This window comes from Sanguibacter inulinus, assembly GCF_013415325.1.
GTDB lineage: Bacteria > Actinomycetota > Actinomycetes > Actinomycetales > Cellulomonadaceae > Sanguibacter > Sanguibacter inulinus.
The window spans coordinates 35,832-51,332 of record NZ_JACBYE010000029.1; the positions used below are offsets into that span (position 1 = coordinate 35,832).

At 70.2% G+C, this 15,501-nt stretch carries 14 protein-coding genes; 11 read left to right on the forward strand and 3 right to left on the reverse strand.

All coding sequences use genetic code 11. The features are described from left to right. The first annotated feature begins 39 nt into the window (after positions 1–39). The 4 genes from HZZ10_RS12110 to HZZ10_RS20065 are packed head-to-tail and all read left to right on the forward strand — an operon-like array spanning position 40 to position 3,471. Positions 40–576 carry a hypothetical protein gene (locus HZZ10_RS12110; protein ID WP_179913706.1) on the forward strand — a complete coding sequence of 179 codons (537 nt, stop codon included), beginning with the start codon at positions 40–42 and terminating at the stop codon, positions 574–576. Then, a complete protein-coding gene (locus tag HZZ10_RS20060) occupies positions 573–1,664 on the forward strand; it encodes a peptidoglycan-binding protein (protein WP_179913707.1) in 1,092 nt (363 codons plus the stop codon). Before HZZ10_RS12110 ends, HZZ10_RS20060 begins: the two co-directional genes overlap by 4 nt. After that, positions 1,661–2,302: an ABC transporter ATP-binding protein gene (locus HZZ10_RS12120; protein ID WP_179913708.1), complete on the forward strand. Its 642-nt coding sequence runs from the start codon at positions 1,661–1,663 to the stop codon at positions 2,300–2,302. The genes HZZ10_RS20060 and HZZ10_RS12120 overlap by 4 nt, the downstream gene beginning before the upstream one ends. Beyond that, complete coding sequence (locus tag HZZ10_RS20065; protein WP_179913709.1) at positions 2,299–3,471, forward strand: FtsX-like permease family protein; 1,173 nt, start codon at positions 2,299–2,301, stop codon at positions 3,469–3,471. The genes HZZ10_RS12120 and HZZ10_RS20065 overlap by 4 nt, the downstream gene beginning before the upstream one ends. A 221-nt stretch (positions 3,472–3,692) precedes the next feature. Here HZZ10_RS20065 and HZZ10_RS12130 read toward each other — a convergent pair whose 3' ends face one another. From HZZ10_RS12130 to HZZ10_RS12140, 3 genes are read right to left on the reverse strand one after another with little or no spacing between them, the layout of a single operon-like run. Further along, positions 3,693–4,754, reverse strand: coding sequence for a MaoC/PaaZ C-terminal domain-containing protein (locus HZZ10_RS12130; RefSeq protein WP_179913710.1), 1,062 nt, complete (start codon positions 4,752–4,754; stop codon positions 3,693–3,695). Continuing rightward, positions 4,751–6,121, reverse strand: a complete 1,371-nt coding sequence (locus tag HZZ10_RS12135) for a 3-oxoacyl-ACP reductase (RefSeq protein ID WP_179913711.1) — start codon at positions 6,119–6,121, stop codon at positions 4,751–4,753. Before HZZ10_RS12135 ends, HZZ10_RS12130 begins: the two co-directional genes overlap by 4 nt. Beyond that, the gene (locus HZZ10_RS12140) at positions 6,118–7,518 is read right to left on the reverse strand and encodes an acetyl-CoA C-acetyltransferase (protein WP_179913712.1); all 1,401 of its coding nucleotides are present in this window, start codon (positions 7,516–7,518) and stop codon (positions 6,118–6,120) included. The genes HZZ10_RS12135 and HZZ10_RS12140 overlap by 4 nt, the downstream gene beginning before the upstream one ends. A 353-nt stretch (positions 7,519–7,871) precedes the next feature. Between HZZ10_RS12140 and HZZ10_RS12145 the strand changes: the two genes are divergently transcribed. The 7 genes from HZZ10_RS12145 to HZZ10_RS12175 all read left to right on the forward strand — a co-directional run bounded on the left by HZZ10_RS12145 (position 7,872) and on the right by HZZ10_RS12175 (position 15,413). Beyond that, on the forward strand, positions 7,872–8,633 hold the full coding sequence (locus HZZ10_RS12145; RefSeq protein ID WP_179913713.1) for a copper homeostasis protein CutC: 762 nt from the start codon (positions 7,872–7,874) through the stop codon (positions 8,631–8,633). Between the two features lie 207 nt (positions 8,634–8,840). Beyond that, complete coding sequence (locus HZZ10_RS12150; RefSeq protein ID WP_179913714.1) at positions 8,841–10,526, forward strand: ABC transporter substrate-binding protein; 1,686 nt, start codon at positions 8,841–8,843, stop codon at positions 10,524–10,526. 47 nt (positions 10,527–10,573) lie between these two features. Next, entirely contained in the window at positions 10,574–11,569 is a 996-nt protein-coding gene (locus HZZ10_RS12155; RefSeq protein WP_056127394.1) for an ABC transporter permease, read from the forward strand. Next, entirely contained in the window at positions 11,562–12,626 is a 1,065-nt protein-coding gene (locus HZZ10_RS12160; RefSeq protein ID WP_179913715.1) for an ABC transporter permease, read from the forward strand. The genes HZZ10_RS12155 and HZZ10_RS12160 overlap by 8 nt, the downstream gene beginning before the upstream one ends. Continuing rightward, complete coding sequence (locus HZZ10_RS12165) at positions 12,623–13,516, forward strand: ABC transporter ATP-binding protein (RefSeq protein WP_179913716.1); 894 nt, start codon at positions 12,623–12,625, stop codon at positions 13,514–13,516. Before HZZ10_RS12160 ends, HZZ10_RS12165 begins: the two co-directional genes overlap by 4 nt. 2 nt (positions 13,517–13,518) lie before the next feature. Continuing rightward, positions 13,519–14,388, forward strand: coding sequence for an ABC transporter ATP-binding protein (locus tag HZZ10_RS12170; protein ID WP_056127402.1), 870 nt, complete (start codon positions 13,519–13,521; stop codon positions 14,386–14,388). 308 nt (positions 14,389–14,696) lie between these two features. After that, positions 14,697–15,413, forward strand: coding sequence for a TetR/AcrR family transcriptional regulator (locus tag HZZ10_RS12175; RefSeq protein ID WP_308507569.1), 717 nt, complete (start codon positions 14,697–14,699; stop codon positions 15,411–15,413). Positions 15,414–15,501: the final 88 nt, after the last annotated feature.

A 15,501-nucleotide genomic window follows, 5' to 3' on the forward strand; every position in this document is an offset into this window, starting at 1 on the left:
AGACTGCGGTCCGCGACCGTCGCAGCAGCAGGGCTCCTGATGCTCAGCGCGTGCAGCCCAGCCCCGATCGAGGGTGAGGACGTCTCGTACTCCCCACCAGCCTGGATGGCAGACGTGGTGGCGCAGGACGAGGAGTACATGAGTGCCATGACGACCTGCCTCGAAGACCGCGGGCAGACCGTCATGGCCCACGGGGGCAAGGTGGGGATCGAGACTCTCTCGGACGAGGACGGCCAGATTCTTCCCGGTGTCTCTGAGCTCGCTGACGAGGCGTGGGGCGAGTGCTCTGCGCTCGTCCCTGAGCAGGCGTACATCTCTGACGACCGCGACCTCGAGTACGACAGGATGTTCGACACCGTCGAGTGCCTGGCGCACGAGGGCTATCCACTCGCCGCGCCTCCCAGCAGAGAGGCGTGGGTCTCGGGGAGCGTGGAGTACTCGCCCTACGCAGAGCTGACCGAGACCGGGGACGGTGGCTCCTGGGCGGTCGAGACTGACGAGGTGCTCAGGCTGCTGGAGGTCTGCCCGGCCAGCAGCCAGAAGCTGATCCTGCTCGACCCCAGGGAGCCGGGGTGAGGGGTCCTCGACGGGACAGGCCGAGGGACGCCCGGGAGTCGGTCCACGCACGGCGGGTGCTCTGGGGCCTCGCGCTCGTGGGCGCGGCCGGAGTCGGGTTCGTGTGTGCGCGTGCGACCCTCCAGCCACCCGCAGTCGACGTGGTCGCCTCGGGTGACCTCACCGTCACCGTCGTCGAGGCGACTGTCGGGCGATCCGTCCCTTACGTCGTGCGGGGAGAGTGGACGCAGACCCCCGCCGGCGCAGGAGCGAGCGAGGGGGTCGTGACGACGCAGCACGTCGATGGCGCAGAGGCAGTCATTCCGGGGTCCGTCGTCTACACGGTCGACCTCCGCCCGGTGGTCGTCGGGCTCGGCGAGGTCCCGTCCTTCCGCGATCTCTCCCAGAGCATGCAGGGGCGCGACGTCAGCCAGGTCCAGGCTCTCCTGCGCGAGACCGGACACCTCACGGCTGCTGCGGGTGATGGGATCTTCGACGAGGTGACCGCGAGCGCCGTCCGAGAGTGGCAGCGCTCGCTGGGCGTCGAGGCCGACGGGATCGTCCGCGCCGGCGACGTCGTCTACCTCCCGTCGCTCCCGGCCCGCATCGTCCTGGACGACGAGGTCGGCGTCGGATCGCGGGTGAGTGTCGGGCAGCCAGTCCTGGACATCGTGTCCGACGTGCCCGAGCTCAGCATCACCGTCTCCCTCGACGAGGTCGAGCAGGTCACCTCTGGTCCGCTCACAGTCGCTCTCGACTCCGGGCCTGTCGAGGCCGTCGTCGCCAGCACACGGACCAACGAGAGCGGAGACGCGCTCCTCGTCCTGGCGGCGCCTGACGGGAGCGCGCTGTGCGGCGACAGGTGCGCGGACGTGCCGCGTGATCCTGCGGCCGCGACGTACCGCGCCGAGAGGGTCGTCGTCCCTGAGGCCACAGGTTCAGCTGTCCCGACATCCGCGGTCCGCACCTCGGGGGACGGGACCACCTTCGTCACCACTCCCGCTGGGGAGCGTCGAGCCGTCGAGGTCCGAGCGCAAGGGGACGGGCTGACGGTCGTGGAGGGGGTCGACGTCGGTGACGAGGTCAGGCTGATCGGGAGCGAGCCGTGACGGTCGTCGTCGAAGGGCTCGGTCTCCGGTACCCGCGCGCCGCGGCACCTGTCTTCTCCGGCTTGTCCGCAGCCTTCGCACCTGGGGCGCTCACGGCGGTCACGGGCCCCTCGGGATCGGGGAAGTCGACGTTGCTGTACGTGCTCGGACTGCTGGTGCGGCCTACTGCTGGTGACGTGCTCTGGGACGGTGTGCCGACCCAGGGTCTGACCGACCTCGAGCGGTCGAGGATCCGGGCGCGAGACATCGGCTTCGTGTTCCAGGACGCTCTGCTCGACCCCGCACGGAGCATCCTGGAGAACGTGTGCGATGCGGGGCTCTTCGCCGGGATGGACCGTGCCGTGCAGGTCGAGCTCGCGCAGGTGCTCCTCGGGAGGTTCGGGGTCGAGCACAGGGCGTCGCACAAGCCCGGTGAGATCTCCGGCGGACAGGCGCAGCGCGTCGCGCTCTGCCGCGCGCTGCTCACGTCACCGCGGGTCGTCCTGGGAGACGAACCGACGGGCAACCTCGATGCCGAGTCGGCCCGGGTGGTGTGGGATGCCCTCCGGGACCATGCACGCACCGGCGCGACTGTCGTGGTCGCCACCCATGACGAGAGGCTCGCCGACACCGCAGACCACCGCCTGGTGCTCCCGTGAGAGATCGTCCTCGTGAGCAGGGCGACCCGACCGCGAAGCGCCCAGGAGGGCTCTCTCCCGGCCGACCACGTCTCGTCGCGCTGCTCGTCGACAGTGTCGTGGGGGCTCTCGCGCAGCCTCTCGCGACGTCGACCATGGCCTTCGTGGTGCTCGTCGTGTGCGCGTCCGCCCTGGTCACGACAGGGCAGGCGGCGGTCGCCGAGCAGCAGGTGGTGGCGCGCATCGACGGGACGGGTGCCAGGCTCCTCACCGTCGTGGACGAGTCGGGGAGCGGGCAGATCGTCGCGGCAGGACTCTCGGTCGTCGGGGCGGTCGACGCTGTCGAGTGGGTGCTCGGTCTCGGGGTGGTGACCGACGTCCGTAACGCGGCCTACCCCACGGACGAGCGTGCCGTCGCCAGCAGACCTGTCTACGGTCGCCTCCCGACCGACCTCGCGATCGTCGCCGGACGGGCGCCGGAGGTCGGCGAGGCTGTCGCCGGGAGAGCGGCCGCAGCGGCGCTCCACCTCGCCGACGGTGTCGGGTCCGTCGTGGCAGCCGACGGCACCAGCACCGTCCCGGTGGTCGGCGTCGTCGCCGGGACCGGTCCGCTGGCCAGGCTCGACGAGACCGTCCTCGTCGCGTCCGAGGAATCTGCTGACGCCGTGGTGCGCACCGTCTACCTCATGGCGCGTGACGCCGCCGACGTCTCGACCCTCGGTGCGGCGCTCCCTGATGCGCTCTCGGCCGCCGACCCTGCCGCGCTCGTGGTGGATGCTCCGGAGGGGACGGTCGCTCTGCAGGCCGTGGTCTCAGGTGATCTGGGGGCGAGTGCCCGCCGGACCATGCTGCTCGTCCTGGGTGTCGGGCTGGTCGTCGTCGTGGTGACGACCTACAGCTCGACCTCCTCACGACGACGCGAGCTCGGGCGACGGCGTGCTCTGGGGGCCACCCGCAGTGCACTGGTCGTCGCCGTCCTCACGCAGGTGGCTGTCGCAGGTGTGGCTGGAGCGCTGCTCGGCGTGGTCGCAGGGCTCGTCGTCGTCCACAGGCTGTCGGGAGCCCTGCCGCCGGCATCCTTCGTCGGTGGGGTCGCAGGTCTGGCGGTCCTCGTCGCAGTCGTCGGGGGGATCGTGCCGGCTGTGCTGGCCGCCCGACGAGACCCCCTGAAGATCCTCCGCGTCCCGTGAGCCCGCGTCCCCTGAGCCTGCGGCTCTGGACCGTGACGCACCGAGCACCGAGCACCGAGCACCAAGCACCGGCGCCTCGGCATCGGGTGCCCGGCAGACCGAGCGGCTCGCGTGCTTGTGTGCTGGGCCGACTGGGCAGCTCACGTTCTCGTGTGCTCGGCCGACCGAGCAGCTCACGTCTTTGCGTGCCCGCCGACCGAGCAGCGTGCGTTCTCGTGTGCTCAGCCGAGCGGGACGACGGTCCCGGTGAGGTGGAGCCTCGTCCGGCGGGCGTCCCAGCCGACGACGTCGTATCCCGGAGAGCTCGACGCGCGGGGATGCGGGATTGCTGCTGAGGGAGATGACGTCGACCGGTGTGGTCGTGGCAAGACGGCCACGTCGACAGTCCCGGGCAGCAGGACCGGGGAGGCGAACTCGACGGTCCAGTCGAAGGCCTCGCCGCGGGACGGGCCGACCTGGGCGAGGGCGCGGCTGGCCGTGTACATGCCGTGGGCGATCGCGCGGGGGAAGCCGAAGGCCGTGGCCGTGAGCGCGGAGAGGTGGATGGGGTTGCGGTCGCCCGAGACGGCCGCATAGCGGCGGCCGGTCGCGGCGTCGAGGTGCCACTGGGCAGTCGGAGTCGGTGGGGCGAACGACGGGCGGCCGGAGGCGGAGTCAGCGTTGCCGCCGACAGCGCTGGGGTCGCCGTCGGCCGAGTCCTCGCCCAGCATCGTGCCCTTGGCGAGATAGGTCGAGACACCGCGCCATACGACCTCGGTGCTGTCACCCGCGCCGTAGCGCGCCGACACCTCGGTGACGAGGTCGACCTGGGTGCCCTTGCGGTGCGGGCGGAGGTTCTCTGCGTGGGCGTGGACGAGCAGGCGCTCGTCGGACGAGATCGTGCGGTGGACGGTGACGGCGTTGGACAGGTGCACCATCCCGGCGAGCCGGAGCGGGAAGTCGTCACGCACCATGAGCGCCGTCGCGACGGGGAAGGCGAGCACGTGCACGAAGCCCGCAGGCAGTGTCCCGTCGACGGGTTCACCGAGGAGTCGCTGGTAGGCGACGAGCTGCGCCTCGTCTGCGACGACGTCGGCCACCCTGTACGTCACGTCGGGCAGTGTCGCGTGCGCGAGGTCTGGCGAGCGCCGTGGGCGCAGGGCCCGTGCGTACAGGCCGCCGAGGGGCGGGACCGTCGCGAGGGTGGTGGTGGTACGGGGGCTCCGGGCCGAGCTCGACGGACTAGCAGCGCCCGACAGACCGCTCGCCTGCGCCGGGGCAGCCTCGTCGCGGTCGTCGCTCATGCGCCGACCATGCTCTGGCCGCAGACGCGGAGCACCGTGCCGTTGATCCCGCCGGCGGCTGGGCTCGCGAGGAAGGCCACGGCCTCGGCGACGTCGATCGGCAGGCCGCCCTGCTGCACGGAGCTGAGTCGCCGTGCGACCTCGCGGGTCGCGAAGGGCATCCGTGCGGTCATCTCGGTCTCGATGAACCCCGGCGCGACGGCGTTCGCCGTGCCGTCGACCTTCGCCATGAGCTTCCCCGTCGGACGCACCATGCCGATCACCCCGGCCTTGGACGCCGCGTAGTTCGTCTGCCCCCGGTTCCCCGCGATGCCGCTCGTCGACGCGAGCGAGATGATCCGCGGTGCGTCCACGAAGGCGGGAGAGCGCATGAGGGTGTCGTTGATGCGCAGCTGCGCGGCGATGTTCACCGCGAGGACCGCGTCCCACTTCTCGGGGGTCATGTTGGCCAGCAGCTTGTCGCGCGTGATCCCCGCGTTGTGGACCACGATGTCGATGCTCCCGTGCCGCGAGACGGCGTGCTCGATGATCTTCTCACCCGCGTCCGGCGCGGTGATGTCGAGCTGGAGCGCCGTGCCCTTGATCCGGTTGGCGACCCCTGCGAGGGCCTCACCGGCGGCAGGGACATCGACCACCACGACCCGTGCGCCGTCACGGGCAAGGGTCTCGGCGATCGCTGCACCGATGCCTTGCGCGGCACCCGTGACCACGGCGACGCGGCCGTCGAGCGGACGGTCCCAGTCGGAGGAGGAACCAGCCGTCGAGCCGACGGTGAGGGACTGCCCGTCGACGTACGCCGAACGGGCGGACATCAAGAACCGCAGGGCCGCGCCGACCGACGGCGCGCTGAGGTCGACGTCGTCGGTCAGCACGATGCCGTTGGCTGTCGAGCCGCCGCGGAGCTCCTTCGCGACAGAGCGGAGCAGCCCGTCGACGCCCTGGCGGGCTGCGGCCACCGCCGGCGCGTCGTCGTCGGTCGCTGCCCGGGAGATCGTCACGACGCGTCCGCCGGGAGCGAGGGAGCGCAGGGTCGAGGCGAGGTCGAGGGCGGGGCCCGACAGGTCGTCAGGGTGCTCGACCTCGGTCAGCACGAGGACCACAGCACCCCAGCTGACGTGCTCGGTGCCTAGGACAGCGCGGTGCACCTCGAGGTCGGGTGCTGCGAAGCCCGTCGACAGCAGCAGCTGCGCGACGATGTCGGAGTCTTCACCGGTCCCTGTGGTCGACCCGAGCACCAGGACGGGGCCGGCGGTCAGCGTCGCGCCCTCGGTGTACCTGCGCAGGACCGAGGGGCGAGGCAGCCCGAGGGTCTTGGCGACCTTGCCGCCGATGCCGCCGTTGACGAGGGAGATGTAGCCGTCGCTCACTGGTCTGCTCCGTCCGTCGTGCCTGTGGTGCTGTCGCCCGGGACCGACTCGAGCAGTGCTGCGACACCCAGACCGCCCGCCGCGCACACCGAGATGAGCGCGCGGGACACCTGCCCTGTCTCGGCAGCGCGTGCTGCGAGCAGCTTGGCGGCCGTCGCGACGATGCGTCCGCCTGTCGCGGCGAAGGGGTGGCCTGCGGCGAGCGACGAGCCCGCGACGTTGAGCCGGGTGCGGTCGACGGAGCCGAGCGCACCGTCGAGGCCGAGCTCGGTCCGGCAGTACTCCTCGTCCTCCCACGCGGCGAGGGTGGTGAGCACGGTCGAGGCGAAGGCCTCGTGGATCTCGACGAGGTCGATGTCGCCGAGGGTCAGCCCGTTGCGGGCGAGCAAGCGGGGGACAGCGTGCGCTGGGGCCATGAGCAGGCCGTCGTGGCCGTGCACGAAGTCGACCGCGGCGGTCTCGGCGTCGACCACCCGGGCGAGGATCGGCAGGTCGTGCTCGTCGGCCCAGTCGCGCGAGGCCACGAGGACCACGGAGGCGCCGTCGGTCAGGGGTGTCGAGTTGCCCGCGGTCATGGTGGCAGGTGTCGACAGCGAGGTGCCGAAGGCGGGCTTGAGGGAGCCGAGCTTCTCGGCCGACGTGTCGGGCCGCAGGTTCTGGTCGCGGGTCAGCCCGCGGAACGGGGTGACGAGGTCGTCGAAGAACCCGCCGTCGTAGGCGGCAGCGAGGTTGTGGTGGCTCGCGAGGGCCACCTCGTCCTGCGCCTCACGGGTGATGCCCCAGCGGGCTGTCGTCAGTGCCTGGTGCTCGCCCATCGACAGGCCTGTGCGTGGCTCGTCGGTGCGCGGGGGAGCGGGTGCGAGGTCGGAGGGACGGACGGCGGCGAAGGCCTTGAGGCGGGCGCCGAGGGTCTTGGCGTGGGAGGCCTTGAGCAGCGCGTGGCGGAGGCCCTCGCTCACGGCGATCGGTGCGTCGGAGATCGTGTCCGTGCCACCCACGATCGCCGAGTCGATCTGACCGAGGCGGATCTTGTTGCTCACCGACACGACGGCCTCGAGGCCCGTCGCGCAGGCCTGCTGGAGGTCGTAGGCCGGGGTCGTGGGCGCGAGGGCCGAACCCAGGACGCACTCCCGGGTGAGGTTGAAGTCCTTCGGGTGCTTGAGCACAGAGCCTGCGACGACCTCCCCGATCCGTTCGCCCTGGAGGCCGAAGCGGGCGACCAGGCCGTCGATCGCGGCGGTCAGCATGTCCTTGTTCCCGACGTCCGCGTACGCCCCGCCCGCTCGTGCGAAGGGGATGCGGTTCCCCCCGACGATCACGGCGTCCGTGAGCGCGCGACGCGCCTCGGCCTGGGCTGTCGGGCTCTCGCCCTGTCCTGCTGCGGTCCTTCGGGGCACGTCAGTCTCCTCGCGTCGTCGCTCGGGTCTCGCTCTGGTGCGGCTGGTCTCCGGCGCCTCGGAGGAGCACCTCGGAGGGCGAAGACTTACCGACACCCACGGTACCTGGTACCGGCTCGGTCGACCCGGCGAGAGCGCGGCCTGTGGACGGACGCCCTACGCTGACCAGCGGGGACGACCTGGGGTGCGCGCCGGGCTGGGCTGGGAGGGTGCACCTGTGGGTGACCACATCCGCGTCCGGCATCGCGAGTCCGCCTGCTGGGTCCACAGCCCACAGCCCACAGCCCACAGCGCGTCGTCCCCCGGGCCCGCTGTCCGGTCCTGCCGCCCCACCACCCGAGAAGGAGCGCCACATGCCACGCACGCCCGTGCTGGAGATCGCCGTGCAGGACGTCGCCGGCGTCAGGGTCGCCGCCGAGGTCGGCGCTGCCCGCGTCGAGCTGTGCGTCGCGCTCGGCGCGACAGGCGGGCTCACCCCGAGCGTCGGCCTGGTCGAGGCCGTGGTCGACGCGGCCCGATCGGCTACGCATGCCGACGGCCGCGACCTCCCTCTCGAGGTCCACACCCTCGTCCGCGCCCGCGCGGGCGGCTTCGTCTACGACGCCGACGAGCTCGGTGTCCACCTGCGCGACGTCCGTGCGCTGGTCGCCGCAGGAGCGTCGGGGGTCGTCGTCGGTGCGCTCACCCCCGAGGGAGAGGTCGACGCCGAGCAGGTCGCGCGGCTCGTCGAGGCGGCGAGCGGCGCAGAGGTGACCTTCCACCGGGCGATCGACACCCTCGTCGACCCGCTCGAGGCCGTCGAGACGCTCTGCGGGCTGGATGTCACGAGGATCCTGACCTCGGGCGGCGCCGAGCGCAGCGTCGACGGTGCTGAGCAGCTGCGTCACATGGTCGACGTCGCGGCGGGCCGCCTGCAGGTGATGGCGGGCGGAGGTGTACGCCCTGTCGACGTCGCCACCCTGGTGGCCGTCGGCGTCGATGCCGTGCACCTCTCGGCCAAGGGCATCGTGGCGGCGGACGGCGGTGTCGGGGGCGGCGCAGGTGCTGGCGTCGAGGTGACGGACCCTGCAGTGGCCCGCGCCGCGGCCGACGCGCTCCGCGTCGCGACAGCCTGAGCCCGACGGCTGGTCAGAGGCTCGGCGGACTCCGACCGGGCGGGTGAAGGTCCTAGGCCAGGAGTGTGGCGTGGGTCTCGATTGCGTAACAGTCGGTGAGAGGGTTAGTGTTTTCAGAGTCTGTTCGTTAGGTTCCCTTACTAAAGCCTCGCAGCAGTTGAGGGGCGAGCGGCGTCGCGGCGTCGCACACGACCGAAGGGATTAACGATGATCCGAACTGAGGGCCTCAGGAGACTGCTCCCGGCAGTCGCGCTGGCCTCGAGTGTCGCCCTGATCGCCTCGGGGTGCAGCAGCGACTCGGACGGCGGCTCCGGCGGGAGCAGCGGCGAGGAGTCTGTCCTCAACGTCTGGGCCGGGTCGCAGACCCCGCTCGTGGCGAACTTCAACCCGTACTCCACGGGCATCCAGAACGGGACGCTCGGACCGATCTACGAGCCCCTCTTCTACTTCAACCGTGCTGCCGCGGGCGACCCGGTCCCGATGCTCGGCATGAGCTACGAGTTCAACGAGGACGGCACCGAGATCACCGTGAAGACCCGCGAGGGTGTCACGTGGAACGACGGCACCCCCTTCACGGCGAAGGACGTCGCCTTCACCTGGAACTACGAGCCGGCCAAGCCGCTCGGCCTGATCTCGGCCGAGGCGACCGACGACACGACGGTCGTCGCGAAGTTCGAGACCGCGCAGTACACCACCGTCGCCGGACTGTTCATGGCCGCTGTCGTCCCTGAGCACATCTGGAAGGACAAGACCGTCGAAGAGGCGGGCTCCTGGGCCAACGAAGAGGCTGTCGGCACCGGCCCCTACATGGTCGACTCGACCTCGTCGCAGGCCTTCACCCTGAAGAAGAACCCTGAGTACTGGCAGGAGGGGAAGCCGACTGTCGAGAAGCTCCGCTACCTCGGCATCAACGACAACAACTCGGCGCAGAGCCTGCTCACCACCGGCAAGATCGACTGGACCGCGATGTTCATCGCGGACACCGAGCCCGTCACCGCCGACGGTCGCATCTCCATGGTCAACACCCCGCAGGACCCCACGGTCATCTACACCTGCTCGAACGCCGAGCTCGGGTGCACGGGCCCGCAGACGGACGTCGCCGTCCGCCAGGCGATCAACCTCGTGCTCGACCGCACGGAGATCAACTCGAAGGCGTTCTCGGAGAAGGCCGGCATCATCTCGCCGACCTTCGCCCTCATGCCCCGTGACGAGAAGTGGCTCGCCGAGGGGATGCCCGAGGAGAGCCCGCAGACGGCCGACGCCGCTGCCGCTGAGAAGGTCCTCACCGACGCCGGCTACGCCAAGGGCGGCGACGGCATCTACGCCAAGGACGGCGAGCGCGTCGCGATGACCCTCGTGTCGATCGACGGCTGGACCGACTACAACAACGCCGCCAAGCTCATCGCCGAGCAGGCTGCTGCCGCAGGTATCGAGATCACGGCGTCGACGGCCTCGCAGGCCGAGGTCGACGAGCAGAAGACCTCGGGCAGCTTCCAGCTCATGGTGCACGGCATGAACGGCACCAACGTCGCGGACCCGTACCAGATCTACCTGGACTGGTTCACGACCGACAAGACCCAGCCCGTGGGGACCACGGTCCCGCAGGGTGACTGGAACTTCTCGAGGTTCAGCAACCCCGACGTCGACGCGGCTGTCGTGGCCGCTGCGGCCACGGACGACGACGCCACTCGCCTGGAGCAGTACACGATCATCCAGGACGCGATCGTCACCGACCTGCCGTACATCCCGCTGGTCATCAACTCGACCATGACCTTCCAGAACGTGAAGGACTTCGCGGGCTGGCCGACGGACGAGGACCTCTACGCCTTCCCGCCGTCCTGGGGAGCGATGGCCTCGGGTCTCGTCGTCACGAACCTGACGCCGACAGACTGACCTGAACGACCGAGGAGGAGCTCCGACAGCATGGGAAGTGTTGAGCAATGAAATTCTACGTCCGGCGGTTCGCCTTCTACCTAGCAACGCTGTGGTTCGCCGTCACACTCAACTTCGTCCTTCCCAGGCTCTTGCCGGGGGACCCCGCGACCATCCTGCTGCAGAAGCTTGCACGGCAGGGCGGCGAGGTCACCCCGGCGATGATCCGGAGCGTGGAGCTCCTCCTCGGCACCTCGGACGGTGCGTCGCTGTGGTCCCAGTACTGGAGCTACCTCGGCAGCATCCTCCGCGGAGACCTCGGTGTCTCCATCTCGAACTACCCGGAGCAGGTCACCACGCTCATCGGCCAGGCGCTGCCCTGGACGCTGGCCCTGGTCGGTCTCGCGACGCTCATCTCCTTCCTCATCGGGATCTTCGTCGGCGCCTACGTCGGCTGGAAGCGCGGGACGTGGGCCGACCACATCATCCCGGCGACGACCTTCATGCAGTCCGTGCCGTACTTCTGGCTCGCGCTGCTGCTCATCTACATCTTCTCGGTCACCCTCGGCTGGTTCCCGATCATCGGCGGCTGGGACACCTGGACCTTCGACAACCCTGAGGTGAGCTTCGCCTTCCTCAAGGACGCGATCTGGCACGGGACGCTCCCGGCGCTGACGATCATCCTCAGCTCGGTCGGCGGCTGGCTGCTCGGCATGCGCAACATGACGGTGTCGACGCTGTCGGAGGACTACATCACCACCGCGGAGGCCAAGGGGCTGCGCCCGTCGCGCATCTTCATGACCTACGCCGTCCGCAACGCCTCCCTCCCCTCGATCGCCGGGTTCACGATCTCCCTCGGGTTCGTGGTCGCCGGGTCGATCGTCATGGAGCAGGTGTTCACCTATCCAGGGCTCGGGCGGCTCATGATCCAGGCTGTCCAGGGCAACGACTACGCGCTCATGCAGGGCGTGTTCCTCGTGATCACGCTCACCGTGCTCGCGGCGAACTTCATCATGGACATGTTCTACGGACTCATCGACCCGAGGGCGCGCAACAATGGCTGACGACATCCGCGAGCAGCAGCTCGCAGCACAGGCGAGCGGTGGCGGGATCGCGCCCGCCCAGATCATCGAAGAGACGCCGACGGCGGTGACCGCTGGGCGGGTCGAGAAGGTTGGGGCCTGGCGGCGGTTCGGGCAGCTGCTCCGGCGTTCCCCAAAGCTCGCTATCGGTCTCGCGATGGTGATCGCCATCGTGCTCTTCACCGTGATCGTCCCGTTCTTCACGGAGTCACCGACGGCACTCGACAACGCCTCGCTCCTGAGGCCAGGCGAGGGCGGTCACCTGCTCGGGACCACGCAGCTCGGAGCCGACGTCCTGGCCCAGCTCGCGCACGGAGGCCGGAGCTCGTTGCTGATCGGCCTCGGAGCGGGTTTCATCACCGTCGTCCTCTCCGTCTTCTTCGGTGTCGTGGGTGGTTACCTCGGTGGCTGGACGGACGAGGTCCTCTTCTTCATCAGCAGCATCATGCTCGTGATCCCCGGGCTTCCGCTCCTCATCGTCGTCTCGTCGTACATCCCTGGACGCAGCATCTGGCTCTTCGCGGTGCTGCTCGGAGTGACGTCTTGGGCCGGTTCTGCCATCGTGCTGAGGAGCCAGGCGCGCTCCCTTCGCAACCGGGACTATGTCGCTGCAGCCCGGGTGGCTGGCGAGAACCCCTGGCGGATCATCTTCGTCGAGATCATCCCGAACCTCTTGCCGCTCGCAGCCGCGCAGTTCCTCTTCGCCGTGGTCGCCGCGATCCTCGGTGAGGCAGGCCTGTCCTTCCTCGGTCTCGGCCCGACCGGTGGCGTCACCTGGGGCACCATGCTCAACGACGCCCAGCAGGGCGCCGCGCTCACCCGCGGTGCGTGGTGGTGGTTCATCCCGCCGGGCATCCTCATCGCCCTGCTCGGTGGTGCGCTGTCCCTCGTCAACTTCAGCATCGACGAGATCATCAACCCGAAGCTGCGCACGGGCTCCGCCCAGGCCAAGAGCGTCCGCGAGGCACGCCGCAAGCACAAGGAGTCGCGCCGTGCGGTTAAGTCCGCCCGCGCCGAGCAGAAGAAGGTGACCTCGTGAACCCGCCCGTCGCTGCCCAGGGCAGCCACCGTGCCGACGGCGCGGTCCGTGCCGCCGACCCCGTCCTCACCGCACGCAACGTCTCGATCGACTACGAGGTCGAGCCCGCGGTCCACGCAGTCCGCGACGTCTCGCTCACGCTCCACCGCGGAGAGATCCTCGGTCTCGCGGGGGAGAGCGGCTGCGGCAAGACGACGCTCGCCTACGGCATCAACCAGCTGCTGCGTCCCCCGGCCGCCCTCAAGGCCGGCACCGTCACCTTCCACGACCACGACGGCACGGACATCGACCTCGGCGGGCTGCACGGCGAGTCGTTGCGCGCCTTCCGCTGGGACAAGATCTCGATGGTGTTCCAGGGCGCGATGAACTCGCTCAACCCGGTGATCTCCATCCGGGCCCAGCTCTTCGACGTGTTCACCACGCACCGCCCGGGCATGAGCAAGAAGGAGAAGGAAGAGCGCTCGCAAGAGCTGCTCCGCAAGGTCGGGGTCGACCCGAACCGTCTCGACAGCTTCGCCCACCAGCTCTCGGGCGGTATGCGCCAGCGCGTGATGATCGCGATGGCCCTCGCCCTCAACCCGCAGGTCATGATCATGGACGAGCCCACGACGGCCCTCGACGTGGTGGTCCAGCGCGGGATCCTGCGCGAGATCATGCGGCTGCGTGAAGAGTTCAACTTCGCGGTCATCTTCATCACCCACGACCTGCCGCTGCTCCTCGAGATCAGCGACCGGATCGCGGTGATGCTCCAGGGGGAGATCGTCGAGCTCGACACCGCCGAGAACATCTACGAGAACGCCCAGCACCCGTACACGCAGCGCCTGCTCAGCTCCTTCCCGAGCCTGACCGGCGAGCGCGGCTCGTTCATCCGCACCGGAGAGGGGGCGTGACCATGGCATCGCTCGAGGTCAAGCACCTGGTCAAGGACTTCCGTCTGCAGGGCGGACGCGGCAAGCGCTTCCGCGCCGTCGACGACGTCTCGTTCACGCTCGAGCCCGGCAAGACCATCGCCCTCGTGGGCGAGAGCGGCTCGGGCAAGTCGACCATCGCCCGCATGATCGCCAAGCTCGAGACCCCCTCGAGCGGGGAGATCCTGCTCGACGGGAAGGTCAGTGCGACCCGTGGGCGGGGGCTGGCCAGCTACAGGCACGACGTGCAGATGGTGTTCCAGGACCCCTTCGCGTCGCTCAACCCCTTCCACACGATCCAGCACCACCTCGAGCGGCCGCTGCGCCTGCACGGGCGGGTCAAGGGGCAAGCCGAGGCCGACGCCGAGGTCGAGAGGCTGCTCGAGCGCGTGAGCCTCACGCCGGCGTCGGGCTATGCACGCCGCAGCCCGCACGAGCTGTCGGGCGGTCAGCGTCAGCGCGTGGCCATCGCCCGGGCGCTCGCACCCGGGGCGCGGTTCCTCGTGGCCGACGAGCCCGTCTCGATGCTCGACGTGTCGATCCGCCTCTCGGTCCTCAACCTGCTGGCCCGCCTGCAGCGCGAGGACAACCTCGGGGTCCTGTACATCACGCACGACCTCGCGACGGCGCGGCACTTCTCGGACGAGATCATCGTGCTGTTCAAGGGCAAGATCGTCGAGCGAGGCCCGGCCGACGACGTGATCATGAACCCCCAGCACGAGTACACGAAGCTGCTGCTCTCGGCGGCGCCGAACCCCGAGAACCACGGCCGGCTGCGCGCCGAGGTGCTCGCGGAGATGTCGCTCGGGCCGCAGGACGCCGGGCGGGACCGCTTCGGCACGCGCGGGATGTGAGCCGGCCTCGGCGTCCCGCCTGCTGACGCAGCGCGAGGCCCAAGGCACGAGAGACCTCTGACCGCAGGTCCGCACACCTCGGTCAGGTCGCGCCGGACAGACCGGCGGGGCGACGACGGCGCGACGGGACACCCGTCGCGCCGTCGTCGTGCCCGGGGTGGGGTGCGCTGGGTTCTCGGGGCTCGGGGCTACGGGTTCAGAGCTCTGGGTCGAGAGCCCTGGGTGCGACGGGTGCGAGGACCGCGTGCTGCGTGCACAGCCCGCCGTCCCACTGTCCGCGACCGGAGGTACCTGATACCGTCGGTCTCGTGAGCCACGCCACCGAAGAAGCCGCGACAGCTGACGCCACCGAGCCCGCCACGAGCACCGGTGCCGCTGGTGCAGGGGAGCGCGTGGACCGCGCCGTGGCCGCCGTCCACGGGGCGCCCGACGGACGGTCGACCCGCTGGGACGACCACCGCGCCGCGCGCCGCGTCGAGCTGGTCCACGCCGCCCGACGTGCCGTCCACAAGGTCGGCCCCGAGGTGTCGATGGACGAGATCGCGACGCGCGCCGGCACGTCGAAGTCGATCGTCTACAGGTACTTCGTCGACAAGCCGGGTCTGCAGCAGGCCGTCGGAGAAGCCGTGGTGGCGCAGATGCGCGAGGCGCTCACCTCCGCTGCCCGCACGGCCTCGACGCCGCGTGACGCCCTGCGGTCCATGGTCGCCGTCTACCTCGAGATGATCGAGCACTCGCCGAACGTCTACTACTTCGTGACACGGACAGCCCCCGGGCTGCCCTTCCTGGACTCGGTCATCGAGATCGTCGCGCTGCCCTTCGCCCAGGAGATGGACGCAGACCCCGTCGATGCCGCCGCCTGGGGTGCCGGGGCCGTGGGCTTCATCCGGGGGACGGGCGAGTGGTGGATGTCGGCCCGCGACGCCCCCGACGCGCTGAGCCGCGACGAGGTGACCGACAGGGTGACTGCCTGGCTCTGGGGAGGCCCTGTCGGGGTCCTCGCCCGGGGACGCCGCGCGCCCTGACGGCCCGGGCGGGACGTCCGCCCCGTCCGTCGTCACGGGCCCCGTCGCCGGGCCGCCGACGACCCCGTGAGCCCTCAGCCCTTCATCC

What these genes read in the sequence shown, in the direction of transcription:
- HZZ10_RS12110 (WP_179913706.1), top strand. Translation starts at nt 40, where the DNA reads ATGCTCAGCGCGTGCAGCCCAGCCCCGATCGAGGGTGAGGACGTCTCG.
- HZZ10_RS12130 (WP_179913710.1), bottom strand. Translation starts at nt 4,754, where the DNA reads ATGAGCGACGACCGCGACGAGGCTGCCCCGGCGCAGGCGAGCGGTCTG.
- HZZ10_RS12145 (WP_179913713.1), top strand. Translation starts at nt 7,872, where the DNA reads ATGCCACGCACGCCCGTGCTGGAGATCGCCGTGCAGGACGTCGCCGGC.
- HZZ10_RS12150 (WP_179913714.1), top strand. Translation starts at nt 8,841, where the DNA reads ATGATCCGAACTGAGGGCCTCAGGAGACTGCTCCCGGCAGTCGCGCTG.
- HZZ10_RS12155 (WP_056127394.1), top strand. Translation starts at nt 10,574, where the DNA reads ATGAAATTCTACGTCCGGCGGTTCGCCTTCTACCTAGCAACGCTGTGG.
- HZZ10_RS12160 (WP_179913715.1), top strand. Translation starts at nt 11,562, where the DNA reads ATGGCTGACGACATCCGCGAGCAGCAGCTCGCAGCACAGGCGAGCGGT.
- HZZ10_RS12170 (WP_056127402.1), top strand. Translation starts at nt 13,519, where the DNA reads ATGGCATCGCTCGAGGTCAAGCACCTGGTCAAGGACTTCCGTCTGCAG.